Raw genomic sequence first — 17,579 nt, forward strand, 5'->3', positions numbered from 1 at the left:
GATGAGATTTCCCTTTGAGCAATCAAGAAAGACCCCTCAGAGACGATGAGGTAGATAGGTCATGGGTGGAAGCACGGCGACGTGTGGAGCTGAATGATACTAATCGGTCGAGGCTTTGATCTAGAAACGGTTTGAACTTGATGAGTCTTCAGTTTTCAGGGAACAATCCCTTGTCTGGTGGCGATAGCGAAGCGGCCACACCCGTTCCCATGCCGAACACGGAAGTTAAGCGCTTCAGCGCCGAAAGTAGTTGGGGGTCTCCCCCTGTGAGGATAGGACGTTGCCAGGCCATATGAAAGACGACCAAGCACATGCTTGGTCGTCTTTTCTTTTGAGCGACTACGCATTTGCGTCGTCGCTTTTCGTTTGCCTTTTTTTAAATCAGTGATAGAATAAAATCAAAAGTCAAAGATGGTCAGAGGGTGGTGGAGATGAGAAACATATCTGATGTAATCGAACAGTATTTGAAGCAAGTGCTGAAGGAAAGTCAGGCAGAAGCGATTGAAATCAAACGACAAGATATCGCGAAACGTTTTGAATGTGTTCCGTCTCAAATCAACTATGTCATCAATACACGTTTTACGGTCGAAAAAGGCTACCTTGTAGAAAGTAAGCGAGGTGGGGGCGGTTATATTCGAATTCGTCGTGTCATTCTTCACGAGAAACAAGACTTGCTGACGAGTTTAATGGACATTTTACAAGACCATCCTCGTCTGACGGAACAACTTGTTGAAAACATTTTGATCCGTTTATTTGAAGAAGGTATGTTGAGCGAGCGGGATGTCCGTTTACTGTACCACTTGTTGTCCGACGAAACGCTCGGCTTGAACGCCGACGACCGCTATCTGATTCGAAGACAGCAGCTACTCGCCCTGATGAAGTTACTTAGTTATCACTGACGGAGGCTTAAGACATGTTATGCGAACGGTGTAAACGGCGTCCTGCCGTCAATGAAGTCGTTATGTTGGAAAACGGGGTCCCAGTCGAACGAAAACTATGTCGGAACTGTACAGTCGAAGTGATGGCCGATTACGTTCCTGTCGTGAAGCGGTGTCCAACTTGCCAGATGACACAGAGCGAGATGACGCATCTAAGAAAAGCGGGCTGCGCCTCATGCTACACGGTCTTCCGTGAAGAGTTGATTAAAATGACACGTCAGTACCAGCAAGGGCATGACCATCATGTCGGGTCGGTACCTGACGCGTTACGCACACCGGATGAGCGAATCGGCGAACGTCTTGTAAAGTTAGCAGGGGAGTTAGAATGGGCCGTCGAACAAGAAGATTATGAACGAGCGGCACGCATCAAAAAAGAAATGACGCAACTGAAAGGGCAAGGTGAGGCGTGATGGAGACATTCCTCAAACATCCACTCGGTCCAAAAATGAAAGAACGGGCCAAGCTTGATGATCTTGTCATCTCGACACGAATTCGTTTGGCACGCAATTTAAAAGACATCGTCTTTTCTCCGACATTGTCTCAAGAAGGACAGCGTCAGCTATGCGAACGCATCGAGACGGCCTTGGGCGGCTTACAAGGCTTTGAATATTTGCATATGCGCGCCTATGATCAAGTGACGCGGCAAGCTCTCGTCGAAAAGCATTTGATCAGCCCGACGATTGCGGAAAAAGATGAGAGTGCTGTTTTCCTGAGTGAAGACGAGACGATCAGCGTGTTGATTAACGAAGAAGATCATTTGCGCATCCAAACGTTGCTTCCCGGCTATCAAGTCCAAGAAGCGTTCGAACTTGCGAAACGAGTCGACGCGCTCTGTGGCGAGTCGCTCCCATACGCTTTCGATGAAGAGCTTGGCTATTTGACGACGTGTCCGAGCAACATCGGTACCGGACTTCGCGCATCGGTCATGCTGCACCTGCCGGGTCTGACGTTAACGGGACGAATAACTCCTATATTAGTAGAACTTCGCAAACTCGGATACACGATTCGAGGACGTTACGGAGAAGGCAGTGACGCAGCCGGGCGTTTGTTCCAGTTATCGAATCAACGGACGCTTGGTAGCGATGAATCGCAGTTGTTATCTGATTTTATGGAAATCACAGAACAAGTCGTCCACGCGGAACGTCAAGCCCGAGAACAACTCCTGAACAGTAATCAAGATGAATTGGAAGATCAGTTTTATCGTTCTTACGGGATTTTACGGTATTCCAAATTATTGTCGTCGACAGAGGCGATTGAACGGTTATCCGATTTACATTTAGCGAGTGACCTCGGTATTTTGTCCGACTGGAGTCCACCGCAGTTTCATGATTTGATTGTCCGCCTACAATCAGGTTTCCTACAAAAACATTTCGGGAAAACATTATCTACGAAAGAACGAGATCGCGAACGAGCGACTCTCGTACGTCGAACGTTAGATCATGGTTTAGTTTGATCCAACTCTAAGGAGGTTTTGTCAATGATGTTTGGTCGATTTACAGAACGAGCTCAGCGCGTATTAGCTTTAGCACAAGAGGAAGCGGTACGACTTGGCCATCATAATATTGGTACGGAACATATCTTGCTCGGACTTGTCCGTGAAGGTGAAGGGATTGCTGCCAAAGCGTTGTTCGCCCTCGGTCTAACTTCTGAGAAGATTCAACAAGAAGTCGAGGCGTTGATTGGCCGTGGTTCTGAGAACGGGTCGACAATCCACTACACGCCGCGTGCGAAAAAAGTAATCGAGCTCTCGATGGATGAAGCCCGTAAACTCGGTCATTCTTACGTCGGGACAGAGCATATTTTACTCGGATTGATTCGTGAAGGCGAAGGCGTCGCTGCCCGCGTCTTGAACAACCTTGGTATCAGCTTGACGAAAGCACGGCAACAAGTGCTTCAACTTCTCGGGAACACGGAATCGTCGTCAAACGCATCACAACCAGGCACGAGCGCTGCGACACCGACACTTGATGGCTTGGCCCGCGACTTGACGCAACAAGCCCGTGAGTCACGTCTCGACCCTGTTATCGGCCGTGCCGGTGAAATTCAACGGGTCATCGAAGTGTTGTCTCGCCGGACGAAGAACAACCCGGTCTTGATTGGAGAGCCAGGTGTCGGTAAGACGGCAGTTGTCGAAGGACTCGCGCAACAGATCATTAACAATGAAGTGCCGGAGACGCTTCGCAACAAACGCGTCATGGTGCTCGACATGGGTACGCTCGTCGCGGGAACGAAATACCGCGGTGAGTTTGAAGACCGATTGAAAAAAGTCATGGACGAGATTCGCCAGGCCGGCAACGTCATTCTCTTCATCGACGAGTTACACACGTTGATTGGGGCGGGTGGAGCCGAAGGGGCGATCGATGCCTCGAACATCTTGAAACCGTCGCTCGCGCGAGGTGAGCTCCAATGTATCGGTGCAACAACGCTTGACGAGTACCGGAAATACATTGAGAAGGATGCCGCACTCGAACGCCGCTTCCAACCGATTCAAGTGAATGAGCCGACGACGGACCAGGCTGAACAAATTTTGTTCGGTTTGCGTGACCGCTATGAGGCTCACCACCGTGTCACAATTACGGATGAGGCGATTCATGAAGCGGTTGTCTTATCTGACCGCTATATTTCGGACCGGTTCCTTCCAGATAAAGCGATCGACCTCGTCGACGAAGCGGCTTCGAAAGTTCGCCTCCGTTCATTCACGGCGCCGCCGAACTTAAAAGAGCTTGAAGCACGTCTCGAATCGATCCGTAAAGAAAAAGATGCGGCCGTCCAGAGCCAAGAGTTTGAAAAAGCGGCTTCGCTTCGTGATACAGAACAGAAGCTTCGCGATGAACTCGAGCACCTCAAATCAGAATGGCAGAACAAGCAAGGTAATGAAAAGCTTGAAGTGACGAAAGAAGATATCGCTCAAGTCGTCGCAAGCTGGACGGGTGTGCCGGTGACAAAAATTGCCGAAGAGGAGACAGACCGTCTCCTCAAGCTCGAGTCGATCTTACACGGTCGGGTCATCGGTCAAGATGAAGCCGTCAAATCAATCTCGCGTGCGATTCGCCGGGCCCGGGCCGGACTGAAAGATCCGAAACGTCCGATCGGGTCATTCGTTTTCCTCGGACCGACCGGTGTCGGGAAGACGGAACTAGCGCGTGCTGTCGCTGAGGCGCTCTTCGGTGACGAGGATGCGATCATCCGAATCGACATGTCGGAGTATATGGAAAAACATGCGACGAGCCGTCTCGTCGGGTCGCCTCCAGGGTATGTCGGATACGAAGAAGGCGGTCAGTTGACGGAGAAAGTTCGTCGTAAGCCATACTCGGTCATCTTGCTTGATGAGATTGAGAAAGCTCACCCTGAAGTGTTCAACATCTTGCTCCAAGTGCTCGATGACGGGCGTCTGACCGACTCGAAAGGTCGTACGGTCGACTTCCGTAACACGGTCATCATCATGACGTCAAACGTCGGTGCGGCCGCACTTAAACGGAACAAATATGTCGGTTTCACCGTCGAAGATGACGTGAAACGTGAATATACGGAAATGAAAGATAAAGTCATGGAAGAATTGAAAAAAGCGTTCCGGCCTGAGTTCTTGAACCGGATCGACGAGATCACCGTCTTCCATTCGCTTCAAAAAGAGCATATCCAAGAAATCGTCAAACTTATGGCGAAGACGCTCACAGACCGACTTGGCGAGCAAGGCATCGATTTCACCTTGACGGAATCGGCGCTTGAGAAGATTGCCGTCGTCGGCTATGACCCTGAGTACGGGGCTCGTCCGCTCCGCCGTGCGCTCCAGCGCGAGGTGGAAGACCGACTCTCAGAATCGATGCTCAGCGGGGAAATCACGAAAGGCAGTAAAGTGGCTCTCGATGTTCAAGATGGTGAATTCATTGTCCGCAACGAAGGTGTCGTCCAGTAAATACGGAGCTCCCTCTCTCTTTTGAGGGGGCTTTTTTAGACAGAAGGGAATAACATGGCAAAAATTAAAACGAAGTACGTATGTCAGTCTTGTGGCTATGAATCCGCAAAATGGATGGGCCGTTGTCCGGGATGTAACGAGTGGAACACGCTCGTCGAAGAATTTGTTGAAGAAAAGAAAGCGAAACGGGGAGCTGCGTTTGTCCATAGTTCGTCGCGACAACTGAAGCCAGAGCGTCTCTCAGACGTCGTTTCCCAAGAAGAAACACGTGTGCATACGAACAGTCAAGAGTTCGACCGGGTGCTCGGGGGTGGAATTGTCCCGGGCTCGCTCGTCCTCGTCGGTGGGGACCCGGGGATCGGGAAGTCGACAATTCTCCTGCAAGTGAGTGCACATCTCGCCCATAGCGGTCGGAAAGTGCTATATATTTCCGGGGAAGAATCGTTGAAGCAGACAAAGCTGCGCGCGGAACGACTCGGGTTACCGACACAGGATTTATATGTTCTCGCCGAGACGGACATGCTCATGATCGAACGGGTCATCGATGAAGAGGAACCTGGGTTCGTCATTATTGACTCGATTCAGACGGTATATATGGATGAAATCCAATCGGCGCCAGGAAGCGTCGCCCAAGTACGGGAATGTACGGCTGCGCTGATGAAAATTGCCAAGACACGAGGGGTCGCCGTCTTTATCGTCGGCCACGTGACGAAGCAAGGGTCGATTGCCGGACCGCGTCTGCTCGAGCATATGGTGGATGCTGTTCTGTATTTTGAAGGAGAACGTCACCACACGTTCCGGATTTTACGGGCCGTCAAAAACCGGTTCGGTTCAACGAACGAGATTGGAATATTCGAGATGAAAGAAGGCGGCCTTGAGGAAGTGCTCAACCCGTCAGAGATTTTCCTCGAAGAACGGACGGCAGGCGTCTCAGGCTCGACGGTCGTCGCGTCGATGGAAGGGACACGGACGGTACTCGTCGAGCTGCAGGCACTCATTTCCCCGACGTCGTTCGGGAACCCGCGCCGGATGGCAACGGGAATCGACCAAAACCGGGTCGCCCTTCTCATGGCCGTGCTGGAGAAACGTTCGGGTCTCTTGCTGCAAACGCAAGACGCTTATTTGAAGGCGGCGGGCGGGGTCAAGCTCGATGAACCGGCGATTGACTTGGCGATTTGTATTTCCATCGCCTCGAGTTTCCGGGACCGCCCGACTCGTCCGACTGATGTCTGCATCGGCGAGGTCGGGTTGACCGGGGAAGTGCGCCGTGTGTCACGGATTGAGCAACGTGTCGCGGAAGCGGCCAAGCTCGGTTTCACACGTGCGATCATTCCGAAGAATAACCTAGGGGGCTGGACCGCCCCGCCTGGTATCGATGTGGTCGGTGTCAGTACTGTCGATGAAGCGCTCCAACTCGCCATCCCGTTTTGATGGGGCGCTTCTGGCAGTTTTTAACGCTTTGTAACGAACGCGTTTATAAGAACCGTGTTACAATATAGGTGTTATTTTTTTGAAATTTTAATTCAATAGAAGGAGGTGGAATGAGTGAAGATTTCAGTGCGACTCGGATTTATTTTGATTGGACTCGTCGTCGGGTGGTTTGGCATGATCGAAGCGATGGTGCTTCTTGATGACCTCGGGGTCAGCGTGCCGGCATGGTTGACGATTCCTTACGTTGCTAGTTTGATTGGTGGACTTATCTTCTTCATTCTCAGTTTATTTTTGACTGATGCAATCGTCAAATTTATCCGTTTTGTCGAAGAACGGCTCGTCCATTTACCGGTCGGCGATATTTTATTCGGCTCAATCGGATTGATCATCGGTTTATTGATTGCCTTTTTGATCAGTGTATCGCTTGAGGTCACGGACATCTTCTTACTCAGTAAGATTGTTCCGATTTTTGTGACTGCCCTGTTCGGTTACTTTGGATTTGCCGTTGGTTACCGGAAGCGGAACGAATGGATCAAGTTGTTCGTGAAAAGTGAACGGGACAAGCCGGAAGCGGAACCGTTACGCCGCTCGAACGACAAGATATTAGATACGAGTGTGATCATCGATGGTCGGATCGCCGATATTTCGAAGACCGGATTCATCGAAGGGACGCTCATCGTTCCTCAGTTCGTCATCGGAGAGTTGCAGTACATCGCCGACTCGTCGGATACGCTTAAACGGAATCGAGGCCGACGCGGTCTGGATATTTTAAAAGAGCTCCAAAACAACGATCGAATCGAGGTCGAGATTTACGATGGTGACTTTGAAGACGTAGCCGAAGTCGATATTAAATTGATCAAGCTCGCCGAGTTAAAGAAAGGCATTGTCGTGACGAACGATTACAACTTGAATAAAGTGTGTGAAGTCCGAAACGTACCGGTGCTCAACATTAATGATTTGGCCAACTCGGTCAAACAGATCGTCATTCCCGGAGAAGAGATGGTCGTGACGGTCATCAAAGAAGGGAAAGAACAAAACCAAGGGGTCGCTTACCTCGAAGACGGGACGATGGTCGTTGTCGAAGGCGGACGCAAGCTCATCTCGAAGACACTTCCTGTCGTCGTGACGAGCGTACTCCAAACATCCGCGGGCCGAATGATTTTTGCTCGCCCTGAATAAGTATGAAAAAAGAGACGCATCAGCGCTCTCTTTTTTCACGAAGAGAGGTGAACGTGATGGTACGTTACACGGTCGTCATCCCGGCTGCCGGGAAAGGCAAGCGCATGGGAGCCGATGAGAACAAGTTGATGTTGTCGCTCCAAGGAAAACCGATCATCGTCTGGACCGTCGAGGCGTTTGCGAAAGACACATGGTGTGAACAGATTGTTCTGGCGATTCGTCCGGAAGAAGAAGCCTGGTTCGCGCATGAGTTACGTCACGTCCCGACGCCGATTACGTACGTGGCAGGCGGGGAAGAACGGCAACAGAGCGTTCGAGCCGGTTTACAGACAATCGACACGGACGGAGTTGTGTTGATCCATGACGGGGCCCGGCCGTTCGTTCGAATCAGTCAGTTGCATCAAGTAGCGGAAGCGGCTCAGACGAAAGGGGCCATTTTAGCCGTTCCAGTGAAAGATACGGTGAAACAAGTGACCGCGGGGACGATTACGCAAACTGTTCCCCGTGAGACACTTTGGCTCGCTCAGACACCGCAAGCGTTTCCTGTGGCTGACATCCGGGCGATTCATGACCAGGCAGAATCATCCCGATTCATCGGGACTGATGATGCGAGCTTGTTCGAGTGGTCAGGGAAAGAAGTCACCGTCATTCCAGGTGACTATCACAACATAAAAATGACGACCCCTGAGGATTTGTTGTTCGGGGAAGCGATCTTGACGAAGGAGGACTATCGATGAGAATCGGACAAGGTTTTGATGTACATGCGTTCGCAGAAGGGCGCCCGCTTATATTAGGAGGGATCGAGATTCCCCACGACCGCGGTTTGCTTGGACACTCGGATGCCGACGTGTTACTTCACACCATCGCAGATGCGGCGCTCGGTGCCATCGCGGCAGGGGATATCGGCAAACACTTCCCGGATACGGATCCCGATTTTAAAGATGCAGACTCGAAAGTGTTGCTCCAACACGTATGGCAACTCGTCAAGGCAGAAGGGTATGTGCTCGGCAACGTAGACGCGACCGTTATGGCGGAACGGCCGAAGCTCCGGACGTATATCGATGACATGCGCGCGGTCATCGCCGAACTGCTTGAAGCTGATATTAGCCAAGTGAACGTGAAAGCGACGACGACGGAACGGTTAGGTTTCACGGGACGTGAAGAAGGAATCGCCGCCCAGGCGGTCATCTTGCTCAACCGTGCTTGAAAAAAGTGGTATACTATTTGGGCAGAAGAGAAGAAAGGTGGAAATATTATGAGTGAAGTGCGTGTACGCTATGCGCCAAGTCCGACGGGTCACCTTCATATCGGGAACGCCCGGACCGCGCTATTTAACTATTTATATGCTCGCCACGCAGGCGGGAAAATGATTCTTCGGATCGAGGACACGGATCAAAAACGAAACGTCGAGAACGGTGTCGAAAGTCAGATGAAGTACTTGGAATGGCTCGGTATCGAGTGGGATGAAGGTCCAGGTCGCGATGGCGATTACGGTCCATATTTCCAAATGGAACGACTCGATCTCTACAATAAACACGTGAACGAGTTGATGGACAAAGGGCTCGCTTATAAATGCTACATGACGTCAGAAGAACTCGAAGCGGAACGCGAGGCACAGATCGCACGCGGTGAAGCACCACGCTACTCGGGAGCACATCGCGACTTGAGCGACGCTGAGCGCTCGGCGTTTGAAGCCGAAGGACGGAAGCCGTCGATTCGGATTCGAGTGCCAGAACAGGTTACGTACAAATGGACAGACGTTGTCAAAGGCGACGTTTCGTTCGAGTCGAAAGACTTCGGAGACTGGGTCATCGTCAAGCAAGACGGGATCCCGACGTACAACTTTGCCGTCGTCGTCGATGACTACTTGATGAAAATCAGCCACGTGTTGCGCGGGGATGACCATATCGCGAACACACCGAAACAGATGATGGTATACGATGCACTCGGATGGGAGTATCCGGCGTTCGGTCACATGACATTGATCTATAACGAGAACCATAAGAAGCTCTCGAAACGTGATGAGTCGATCATCCAGTTCATCGAACAATATGCAGACCTCGGATATCTCCCTGGTGCGCTCTTCAACTTCATCTCGCTTCTCGGTTGGTCTCCAGTCGGTGAAGAGGAAATCTTCACGAAAGAAGCGTTTATCGACATGTTCGACGCGGGCCGTCTATCGAAGAGTCCGGCCGTATTCGACCAGCATAAGCTCGCTTGGATCAACAGTGTCTACATGAAGCAGGCTTCGCTTGACGAAGTGGTGGCACTCAGTTTACCATTCTTACAAGAAGCAGGACGATTGCCTGAAGCCTTGTCAATGGAAGAGGCGGACTGGGCCACAGCGCTCATCGCTCTTTATAAAGAACAAATGACACACGGTGCCGAAATTGTACCGTTGACAGACTTGTTCTTTAAAGACGAGGTCGAGTATGACGAGGCGGCGAACGCGGTGCTTGCCGGTGAAGCGGTGCCGGCTGTACTCGCCGAGTTTAAAACGCAACTCGAGGCGATCGAGGACTTCACACCGGAAGCTATCAAGGCGGCTACGAAGGCCACTCAAAAAGCGACTGGGCAAAAAGGAAAGAACTTGTTCATGCCAATCCGTGTCGCCACGACCGGACAAACACATGGACCAGAACTTCCAAACGCGATTGCGCTGATTGGCAAAGAGCGTGTGTTGGCACGTCTCACAACATTATTAGCTTAAAGGCAACGATGAGGAAAGTAAGCGGGTTGACACTTGTCAGAGACTAGAACCTAGGCTGGAAGTTCTAGAAGCGTCCCCCGTCGAAGTGCACCTCGGAGCCGTTCCGGCGATATGTAGTCGGGACCGCGACTCGGCGTTAACGAGACTTGAGAGGGGAACTTTCCCAAACAGAGTGGAACCGCGCTTACGGCGTCTCTGTGCCTTGGCACAGGGGCGTCTTTGTTTTTGATATGGAAAAGGAGAACAATTATGGGATTTTGGAAAAGTGTGAGCGCCGACATCCGGAACGTGCTCGAACTCGATCCGGCTGCCCGCTCAAAAGCAGAAGTCGTATTGACGTATCCAGGCCTCCATGCCTTATGGTCGCATCGGATCGCGCATGGGTTGTGGACTCGCAATATTAAACTATTGGCTAAAATGATTGCCCAGACGAGTCGCTGGGTGACCGGGATTGAGATTCATCCGGGTGCCATCATCGGCGAAGGTGTCTTTATCGACCACGGATTCGGGATCGTCATCGGGGAGACGGCCATCATCGGCAACAACGTCACCATCTATCAAGGCGTGACGCTCGGCGGAACCGGCAAAGAAAAAGGGAAGCGGCATCCGACCATCGGGAACGATGTGCTCATCTCGGCCGGCGCGAAAGTGCTCGGTAATATCACGATAGGCGATTGCGTCAAAATTGGGGCCAGTTCGGTCGTCTTAAAAGATGTCCCGTCAGACTCGACCGTCGTCGGGATCCCGGGACGTGTCGTCATCCGCAACGGGGAGCGGGTCAAACAGCACGACCTCGACCATCGCTTACCGGACCCGGATCGTGAATGCCAAGAGCGGTTAGAGAACGCCGTGGCTGATTTGGAACGCAAGTTAGCATTACTCGAGAAACAGATGGAGGAGAAGTCACATGATTCAGTTTTACAACAGCCTCACGAATAAGAAAGAACCGTTCAACCCGATCGTTCCTGGGAAAGTGTCCATGTACGTATGCGGACCGACCGTCTATAATTATATTCACGTCGGAAACGCCCGTCCGGCCATCGCATTCGACACGGTACGGCGCTATTTGACATACCGAGGCTACGACGTGAAGTACGTCCTCAACTTTACCGATGTGGATGATAAGATCATCCGTACGGCGAATGAGCTCGGTGAAGATGTCGGAACGCTGACGAACCGCTATATCGACGCTTATTTGGCGGATACGGGTGCGTTGAACGTCTTGCCAGCGGACGTGCATCCACGTGTCACCGACACGATGGAGGAAATCATCGACTTTATCCGTAACTTAGAGGATGAAGGCTACGCCTACGCATCAGAAGGCGATGTCTATTTCCGGACGCGTAAGTTTGAAGAGTATGGCAAGCTCAGCCAACAGTCGATTGAAGACCTTCGGGCCGGGTCACGTGTCGATGTCGGGGAGAAGAAGGAAGACCCGCTCGACTTCGTGCTCTGGAAAGCGGCCAAACCAGATGAGCCGGCTTGGGACAGCCCGTGGGGACAAGGACGCCCCGGCTGGCATATCGAATGCTCGGCCATGGCGAAGAAGCACCTCGGCAAAACGATCGACATTCACGCAGGCGGGCATGACCTCAAATTCCCGCACCACGAGAATGAGATTGCACAGTCTGAGGCGTGCAACCATACGAAGTTTGCGAACTACTGGCTCCACAACGGCTTCATCAACATCGAGAACGAGAAGATGTCGAAATCACTCGGGAATTTCCTGCTCGTCCACGAGGCGTTAAAAGAAGTCGACGCGATGGTGCTCCGTTTCTTCATGTTATCGGTCCACTACCGTCATCCGATCAACTATAGCCGCGAGCTGATCAATCAGGCCGCTAACGGATGGGACCGGATCAAGGAAGCGTACCATAACGTCGAATACCGTCTGTCGGTCACGGCCGGCCTCGTTGAACCGAGCGAGGCGATGGAGCGAAAACTTGCGACGGTGAAAGCAGCATTTATCGAAGCGATGGATGATGATATCAACACGGCGAATGCCGTGACAGTATTGTTTGATTTAGCAAAAGAGGCAAACATCTACGCCAAAGCAGACCATGTCTCGAAAGATACGCTCGAGCAAGTGCTCGACTTGTTCAAGGAATTGACGGGCGTACTCGGGTTGACGATTGAAGTGGAAACAGAACTACTCGACGCCGAGGTCGATCAGTTGATTCTCGAGCGGAATACGGCTCGAGCAGATCGTAACTTTGCCCGTGCCGACGAGATCCGTGACTTGTTGAAACAACAAAATATCCAGCTCGAAGATACGGCGCAAGGCGTACGGTGGAAACGATCATGACGAATGCGAATCAACTAAACGCGCTCGCCCTCGCTTATATGGGCGACGCAGTGTATGAGATGGCGGTACGAAAACGACTGCTCGGCAAAGGGTTGACGCGACCGAACGACCTCCATCGCGGGGCCGTCCGTTACGTGAATGCAACCGCGCAAGCGAGTGTCGTCACCCACTGGTTAGAGACGGGTATCTTGAACGAGGACGAGACAGCGATCGTCCGGCGCGGTAAAAACGCGAAATCAGGGTCGATCCCGAAACGCACTGACGTCCACACGTACCGCTACTCGACAGCTTTTGAGGCATTGATCGGCTACACATATCTAATAGAAAGAAGGGATCGTCTTGAAGAACTCATCGAACAGGCACTCACATGGCTCGAAACCGAGCAACCCGAAACGACATGAAGGAGGACGAGCGAACGATAAGCGTTCGTTCGACCGTCCGAGAGGCGAACGGGGCGACCGTCCGCACCGTCAAAAGCCGGAACGCCCGGACTATCAAGAAGTTGACGTCCTTGAAGAAGGCATCGATTTCTTATATGGACGTAATCCAGTAATCGAGGCGCTTCGGAGCGGACGGGATATGAACAAAGTCTTTATCATGGAAGGGCAGCACAAAGGGCCGCTCGCCCAAATTATCGGCATGGCCAATGAGGCCTCGGTACAGATCTCGTTCGTCCCGAAGACGAAGCTTGAAAAAATGGCTGGCAGTGAACACCATCAAGGCGTCGTCGCGGCCGTTGCGGCTTACGAGTATAAGACGCTTGACGATATGTTCGCGCTGGCCGAGTCTAAAGGGGAGACACCGCTCTTTATTTTGCTCGATGAGCTAGAGGACCCGCACAACTTGGGATCGATTTTACGGACAGCTGACGCGGTCGGCGCCCATGGAGTCATCATTCCGAAACGGCGTTCGGTCGGCTTGACGCAAACCGTCGCGAAAGCCTCGACGGGAGCGATTGAATATATCCCGGTCGCGCGTGTCACGAACTTGACGCGGACGCTCGAAGAATTGAAAGAAAAAGGGATGTGGATCGTCGGAACTGACGCGAGTGAGAGTCAAGACTATCGTCGGCTCGATGGGAACATGCCACTCGTCGTCGTCATCGGCAGCGAAGGGAAAGGGATGGGCCGTCTCGTGCGCGAGGCGTGTGACTTCCTCGTCCATATGCCGATGGTCGGTCATGTCACGTCGCTCAACGCTTCGGTCGCAGCCGCACTTCTTCTGTATGAGGTGCATCGCTCTCGTAATCCGTTATCATGAGCCTGAAAAAGCGAGAATTACTCCTCGTCGATGGCTATAACATCATTGGGGCGTGGCCGCATCTTCGAAAACTGCGGGACATCGACTTCGATCAAGCTCGAAATGACTTGATTGAAGCGATGGCCGAGTATCAGGCCGCCACAGGCCGCATGGTGACGGTCGTCTTTGATGCCCACATGCGCTATGGGCGCGAATCGATCCAGAAGCGGAGCCGGGTCGAGGTCGTCTATACGAAGGAGAACGAAACGGCGGATGAGTGGATCGAACGGCGAGCCCATGAACTCGTGGACGATCGTTTAGTGACGTTATTCGTCGCCACAAACGACTTTACCGAGCAATGGGTCATCTTCGGTCAAGGTGCCCTCCGTGTCCCGGCGACCGAACTATTAAAGGATTGGAAGCAAGCGAAAGTGGCGATTGAGCAAGAGCGTCAGACGCTCGCGAGCGACCGGTCCAATCGAAAAACAATCGATATCCCGCCTGACGTCATGGCCCGTTTTGAAGAAATGCGGCGCCGTAAGTCGAACGGTGAGGATTCTCACTGACGAGTTCATACAATGGACTCGTTTTTTTGTTTTTAATTTGACATTTTTTTGGAAAGAAATGTTGTATACTATTAGTTGTATAAGTTACACCATATCTAATTGACGGAATTTTTTGAAATTTATTTGACGGTCGTTTTGTATGACGCCTATAATAAGAGCACTAACTTACATAGTTCATTATCAATAGCCGGGGGGTATGAAACATGAACGGATGGCCATACGAGCAGTTTGAAACGATGTCAGACGAAGAGCTCGTCTCTCTAGCGCGGAATGAAGGGGATAGTGATGCGCTCGAGTTTTTGATTGAACGTTACCGTTACTTCGTGCGGGCGAAGGCGCGGTCTTACTTTTTGATCGGCGCCGACCACGAGGATATCGTCCAAGAGGGAATGATCGGTCTGTATAAAGGCGTGCGTGACTATCGGGATGAACGCCTCGCTTCGTTTAAGAGTTTTGCCGAGATGTGTATCACCCGTCAGATGATCACGGCGATTAAGACGGCGACGCGTCAAAAACATATTCCGCTCAACTCATACGTCTCGCTCGACAAGCCGATCTTTGACGATGAGTCTGACCGGACGTTGCTCGACGTGATCTTGCCCCCGCATCCGAACGACCCGCAAGACTTGCTCGTCACGCGGGAAGAACAACTGTTCATGGAAGAGAAGATGGATGAGCTCCTCAGTGACTTGGAACGAAAAGTGCTTCGTCTTTATTTAGATGGTCGTTCGTATCAAGAAATCTCTGACGACCTTGACCGTCACGTGAAGTCGATCGATAACGCCTTACAGCGCGTGAAGAAAAAATTCGAGCGGCACGTTGATGTTAAAATGCTGACGAGTTAACTCGTATTGACCGCACGCCTCCTATGTGATACTTTTAAGGCAGCGCCTTGTCCGTAGACGCCAGTTACAGGAGGCGTTTTTTTTTCGCTCTTTTTTAATATGGAGCTGTCGAAAGGGGCGCTTATGGATGGCAAAGAAAGTAAGTCTCGAGTGCGCGGATTGCGGGTCAAGAGTTTACTCGACGACCAAGAAAGATGATGTGCAGACGCGGCTCGAGCTGAACAAGTTCTGCCGTCGTTGCAATGCGCATACAACACATCGAGAATCAAAGTAACGTAGATTGGCATTCAACGTAGGAGGAAGCTACCATGAACTTTTTGCGCGATGTATGGAAAGAGTTAAAGAAGACGAGTTGGCCGACTCGTAAAGAGCTCACAAAATATACCATCACAGTCATCGCGACGGTCGTCGTGATCGGCCTGTTCGTGTTCGGCGTAGATACTGGTGTCAGTTATCTCGTCAACCTATTGATTAACTAAGGAAAGAGGTGAAAGCCGTGGAGAAACAATGGTTTGTTGTCCAGACGTACTCTGGCTTTGAGAACAATGTCAAAGAAAACCTAGAACGTCGAATCGGTTCGATGAACATGGAAGATAAAATTTTCCGCGTCCTCGTTCCGACCGAAACAACGCAAGAAGAAGTCACGTTGAAGAGTGGCGAAAAGAAAATTAAAGAGCGTGAAGTGAAAAACTTCCCTGGATACGTCTTCGTCGAGATGATTATGACAGACGATTCATGGTATGTTGTTCGTAACACGCCAAACGTAACGGGCTTCCTCGGATCAACCGGGGGCGGCGCCAAGCCGATCCCGCTCCAGCCTGACGAAGTGACGAACGTCCTTTCGCAGATGGGTCTGATTGAGAAGAAAGACCGTTATAACTATGAGCTTGGCGATCTCGTTCGTGTCAAAGAAGGCGCGTTCGAGAACTTTGAAGGTACGATTGATGAGATCGAAACTGACAAAGAGAAGCTCAAAGTCGTCGTCGACATGTTCGGCCGCGAAACAAAAATTGAGCTTGATTTCGAACAAGTTCAGAAAATTAACTAAAACCCACTTGCCATTCTCGGAAACGGATGGTACAATCGGAAATGTTTGATGTTGTGCTATATTTCAGTACAAACTCGACCTAATAGATTGAGTGGGAGGGCGCACAACGTCCAAGAAACCACATTTTAGACTTAAGGAGGTGTGTCTCGTGGCGAAAAAAGTTACTAAACTCGTTAAACTTCAAATCCCTGCTGGTAAAGCTAACCCAGCACCACCAGTTGGTCCAGCACTTGGTCAAGCAGGTGTTAACATCATGGGATTCTGTAAAGAGTTCAACGCTCGTACACAAGACCAAGCCGGATTGATTATTCCTGTAGTCATTACGGTATACGAAGATCGTTCGTTTACATTCATTACGAAAACTCCACCAGCTGCAGTTCTTTTGAAAAAAGCTGCTGGTATCGAGAGCGGTTCAGGAGAACCGAACCGTAAGAAAGTAGCAACGGTTAAGCGTGATAAAGTTCGCGAAATCGCTGAACTTAAAATGCCTGACCTTAACGCAGCGTCTGTAGAAACAGCGATGCTTATGGTTGAAGGTACTGCGCGCAGTATGGGTATTGTAATCGAAGACTAATTTATTAGTCTCTGGGATTGTCGGTGCATATTTTGCTCACCTTCAATCCCTTCATTATGTGGGAGGAAATTCCGCTAACCACAAGGAGGAAAAGAATCATGGGTAAAAAACACCAAGAAGCAGCTAAGCTTGTTGATCGCACGAAGTCTTACGACCTCGCAGAAGCGGTTGAACTCGTTCAAAAAACTGCAACAGCTAAGTTCGATGAAACAATCGAAATTGCTGTCCGTCTCGGCGTAGATCCGAAGAAAGCGGACCAACAAATCCGCGGTGCCGTTGTACTTCCACACGGTACTGGTAAAACACAAAAAGTTCTCGTCTTTGCAAAAGGCGAAAAAGTTAAAGAAGCTGAAGCGGCTGGCGCTGACTTCGTCGGCGATGCTGAGTACATCACTAAAATCCAACAAGGATGGTTCGACTTCGATGTTATCGTTGCGACACCTGACATGATGGGTGAAGTTGGTAAACTCGGTCGCGTTCTCGGACCAAAAGGCCTCATGCCTAACCCGAAAACAGGCACAGTCACGTTCGACGTTGCGAAAGCAATCGCGGACATCAAAGCTGGTAAAGTTGAGTACCGTGTTGATAAAGCCGGTAACATCCACGTACCAGTTGGTAAGAAGTCATTTGAAGCAACAAAACTCTCTGAGAACATCGAGACTATCCTCGAGACACTCATGAAAGTTAAGCCTGCTACTGCAAAAGGAACTTACCTCAAAAACATCGCGCTTTCTTCGACAATGGGTCCTGGTATCCGTGTCGCGACTGCCGATTTCATCAAGTAATTCACTTGAAATAAACTGTTGACAACGTGTGATGCCGCTGTTAAAG

At 51.0% G+C, this 17,579-nt stretch carries 20 protein-coding genes, 2 rRNA genes and 1 other annotated feature; all 22 genes read left to right on the forward strand.

The features are described 5' to 3' along the window. Window positions 1–123 (forward strand): 23S ribosomal RNA (locus EVJ30_RS10230); the annotation flags it as partial. 50 nt (window positions 124–173) lie between these two features. Further along, window positions 174–289, forward strand: a 5S ribosomal RNA gene (gene rrf, locus EVJ30_RS10235). 142 nt (window positions 290–431) lie between these two features. Continuing rightward, on the forward strand, window positions 432–899 hold the full coding sequence (locus EVJ30_RS10240) for a CtsR family transcriptional regulator (protein WP_070329265.1): 468 nt from the start codon (window positions 432–434) through the stop codon (window positions 897–899). Window positions 900–913: 14 nt separating this feature from the next. Next, window positions 914–1,348, forward strand: a complete 435-nt coding sequence (locus tag EVJ30_RS10245) for a UvrB/UvrC motif-containing protein (RefSeq protein WP_131458633.1) — start codon at window positions 914–916, stop codon at window positions 1,346–1,348. Then, complete coding sequence (locus tag EVJ30_RS10250) at window positions 1,348–2,391, forward strand: protein arginine kinase (protein ID WP_131458634.1); 1,044 nt, start codon at window positions 1,348–1,350, stop codon at window positions 2,389–2,391. Before EVJ30_RS10245 ends, EVJ30_RS10250 begins: the two co-directional genes overlap by 1 nt. 24 nt (window positions 2,392–2,415) lie before the next feature. Further along, on the forward strand, window positions 2,416–4,851 hold the full coding sequence (clpC, locus tag EVJ30_RS10255) for an ATP-dependent protease ATP-binding subunit ClpC (RefSeq protein WP_070329262.1): 2,436 nt from the start codon (window positions 2,416–2,418) through the stop codon (window positions 4,849–4,851). A 54-nt stretch (window positions 4,852–4,905) separates the two neighbouring features. Continuing rightward, window positions 4,906–6,282, forward strand: coding sequence for a DNA repair protein RadA (radA, locus tag EVJ30_RS10260; protein ID WP_070329261.1), 1,377 nt, complete (start codon window positions 4,906–4,908; stop codon window positions 6,280–6,282). Between the two features lie 114 nt (window positions 6,283–6,396). After that, the gene (locus EVJ30_RS10265) at window positions 6,397–7,461 is read left to right on the forward strand and encodes a PIN/TRAM domain-containing protein (protein ID WP_131458635.1); all 1,065 of its coding nucleotides are present in this window, start codon (window positions 6,397–6,399) and stop codon (window positions 7,459–7,461) included. A gap of 56 nt (window positions 7,462–7,517) precedes the next feature. Continuing rightward, entirely contained in the window at window positions 7,518–8,198 is a 681-nt protein-coding gene (ispD, locus tag EVJ30_RS10270) for a 2-C-methyl-D-erythritol 4-phosphate cytidylyltransferase (RefSeq protein ID WP_201738376.1), read from the forward strand. Next, entirely contained in the window at window positions 8,195–8,668 is a 474-nt protein-coding gene (ispF, locus tag EVJ30_RS10275) for a 2-C-methyl-D-erythritol 2,4-cyclodiphosphate synthase (protein WP_070329258.1), read from the forward strand. Before ispD ends, ispF begins: the two co-directional genes overlap by 4 nt. 45 nt (window positions 8,669–8,713) lie before the next feature. Further along, on the forward strand, window positions 8,714–10,171 hold the full coding sequence (gltX, locus tag EVJ30_RS10280) for a glutamate--tRNA ligase (protein ID WP_201739077.1): 1,458 nt from the start codon (window positions 8,714–8,716) through the stop codon (window positions 10,169–10,171). After that, window positions 10,168–10,371 (forward strand) — a binding site (T-box leader). Its footprint overlaps the gene before it by 4 nt. A gap of 49 nt (window positions 10,372–10,420) precedes the next feature. Further along, window positions 10,421–11,110, forward strand: coding sequence for a serine O-acetyltransferase (cysE, locus tag EVJ30_RS10285; protein WP_070329256.1), 690 nt, complete (start codon window positions 10,421–10,423; stop codon window positions 11,108–11,110). Next, window positions 11,079–12,476, forward strand: coding sequence for a cysteine--tRNA ligase (gene cysS, locus EVJ30_RS10290; protein ID WP_131468999.1), 1,398 nt, complete (start codon window positions 11,079–11,081; stop codon window positions 12,474–12,476). The genes cysE and cysS overlap by 32 nt, the downstream gene beginning before the upstream one ends. Then, a complete protein-coding gene (locus tag EVJ30_RS10295; protein ID WP_131469002.1) occupies window positions 12,473–12,877 on the forward strand; it encodes a Mini-ribonuclease 3 in 405 nt (134 codons plus the stop codon). Before cysS ends, EVJ30_RS10295 begins: the two co-directional genes overlap by 4 nt. A 121-nt stretch (window positions 12,878–12,998) precedes the next feature. Beyond that, window positions 12,999–13,736, forward strand: a complete 738-nt coding sequence (rlmB, locus tag EVJ30_RS10300; RefSeq protein WP_035386115.1) for a 23S rRNA (guanosine(2251)-2'-O)-methyltransferase RlmB — start codon at window positions 12,999–13,001, stop codon at window positions 13,734–13,736. Further along, window positions 13,733–14,281 (forward strand): YacP-like NYN domain-containing protein, encoded by a 549-nt coding sequence (locus EVJ30_RS10305; protein WP_070329254.1) that lies wholly within the window; start codon window positions 13,733–13,735, stop codon window positions 14,279–14,281. Before rlmB ends, EVJ30_RS10305 begins: the two co-directional genes overlap by 4 nt. Before the next feature lie 203 nt (window positions 14,282–14,484). Then, complete coding sequence (sigH, locus tag EVJ30_RS10310) at window positions 14,485–15,126, forward strand: RNA polymerase sporulation sigma factor SigH (RefSeq protein WP_070329253.1); 642 nt, start codon at window positions 14,485–14,487, stop codon at window positions 15,124–15,126. A gap of 127 nt (window positions 15,127–15,253) precedes the next feature. Further along, the gene (gene rpmG, locus EVJ30_RS10315; protein ID WP_083274150.1) at window positions 15,254–15,400 is read left to right on the forward strand and encodes a 50S ribosomal protein L33; all 147 of its coding nucleotides are present in this window, start codon (window positions 15,254–15,256) and stop codon (window positions 15,398–15,400) included. A 34-nt stretch (window positions 15,401–15,434) separates the two neighbouring features. Beyond that, window positions 15,435–15,605 carry a preprotein translocase subunit SecE gene (secE, locus tag EVJ30_RS10320; protein ID WP_012727692.1) on the forward strand — a complete coding sequence of 57 codons (171 nt, stop codon included), beginning with the start codon at window positions 15,435–15,437 and terminating at the stop codon, window positions 15,603–15,605. Window positions 15,606–15,622: 17 nt separating this feature from the next. Beyond that, on the forward strand, window positions 15,623–16,174 hold the full coding sequence (gene nusG, locus EVJ30_RS10325) for a transcription termination/antitermination protein NusG (RefSeq protein ID WP_016508920.1): 552 nt from the start codon (window positions 15,623–15,625) through the stop codon (window positions 16,172–16,174). A gap of 148 nt (window positions 16,175–16,322) precedes the next feature. Then, entirely contained in the window at window positions 16,323–16,748 is a 426-nt protein-coding gene (rplK, locus tag EVJ30_RS10330; RefSeq protein WP_070329252.1) for a 50S ribosomal protein L11, read from the forward strand. A 98-nt stretch (window positions 16,749–16,846) separates the two neighbouring features. Beyond that, window positions 16,847–17,533, forward strand: a complete 687-nt coding sequence (rplA, locus tag EVJ30_RS10335) for a 50S ribosomal protein L1 (protein ID WP_083274148.1) — start codon at window positions 16,847–16,849, stop codon at window positions 17,531–17,533. Window positions 17,534–17,579 lie beyond the last annotated feature (46 nt).

Origin of the sequence: Exiguobacterium sp. SH5S13 (assembly GCF_004337085.1) — a bacterium.
Classification (GTDB): Bacteria; Bacillota; Bacilli; order Exiguobacteriales; family Exiguobacteriaceae; genus Exiguobacterium; species Exiguobacterium aurantiacum_A.

Excerpts from the sequence above, each read along its gene's own strand:
- EVJ30_RS10240 (WP_070329265.1), top strand. The coding sequence starts at position 432 with ATGAGAAACATATCTGATGTAATCGAACAGTATTTGAAGCAAGTGCTG.
- EVJ30_RS10245 (WP_131458633.1), top strand. The coding sequence starts at position 914 with ATGTTATGCGAACGGTGTAAACGGCGTCCTGCCGTCAATGAAGTCGTT.
- EVJ30_RS10250 (WP_131458634.1), top strand. The coding sequence starts at position 1,348 with ATGGAGACATTCCTCAAACATCCACTCGGTCCAAAAATGAAAGAACGG.
- clpC (WP_070329262.1), top strand. The coding sequence starts at position 2,416 with ATGATGTTTGGTCGATTTACAGAACGAGCTCAGCGCGTATTAGCTTTA.
- radA (WP_070329261.1), top strand. The coding sequence starts at position 4,906 with ATGGCAAAAATTAAAACGAAGTACGTATGTCAGTCTTGTGGCTATGAA.
- ispD (WP_201738376.1), top strand. The coding sequence starts at position 7,518 with ATGGTACGTTACACGGTCGTCATCCCGGCTGCCGGGAAAGGCAAGCGC.
- ispF (WP_070329258.1), top strand. The coding sequence starts at position 8,195 with ATGAGAATCGGACAAGGTTTTGATGTACATGCGTTCGCAGAAGGGCGC.
- cysE (WP_070329256.1), top strand. The coding sequence starts at position 10,421 with ATGGGATTTTGGAAAAGTGTGAGCGCCGACATCCGGAACGTGCTCGAA.
- cysS (WP_131468999.1), top strand. The coding sequence starts at position 11,079 with ATGATTCAGTTTTACAACAGCCTCACGAATAAGAAAGAACCGTTCAAC.
- EVJ30_RS10295 (WP_131469002.1), top strand. The coding sequence starts at position 12,473 with ATGACGAATGCGAATCAACTAAACGCGCTCGCCCTCGCTTATATGGGC.
- EVJ30_RS10305 (WP_070329254.1), top strand. The coding sequence starts at position 13,733 with ATGAGCCTGAAAAAGCGAGAATTACTCCTCGTCGATGGCTATAACATC.
- sigH (WP_070329253.1), top strand. The coding sequence starts at position 14,485 with ATGAACGGATGGCCATACGAGCAGTTTGAAACGATGTCAGACGAAGAG.
- rpmG (WP_083274150.1), top strand. The coding sequence starts at position 15,254 with ATGGCAAAGAAAGTAAGTCTCGAGTGCGCGGATTGCGGGTCAAGAGTT.
- secE (WP_012727692.1), top strand. The coding sequence starts at position 15,435 with ATGAACTTTTTGCGCGATGTATGGAAAGAGTTAAAGAAGACGAGTTGG.
- rplA (WP_083274148.1), top strand. The coding sequence starts at position 16,847 with ATGGGTAAAAAACACCAAGAAGCAGCTAAGCTTGTTGATCGCACGAAG.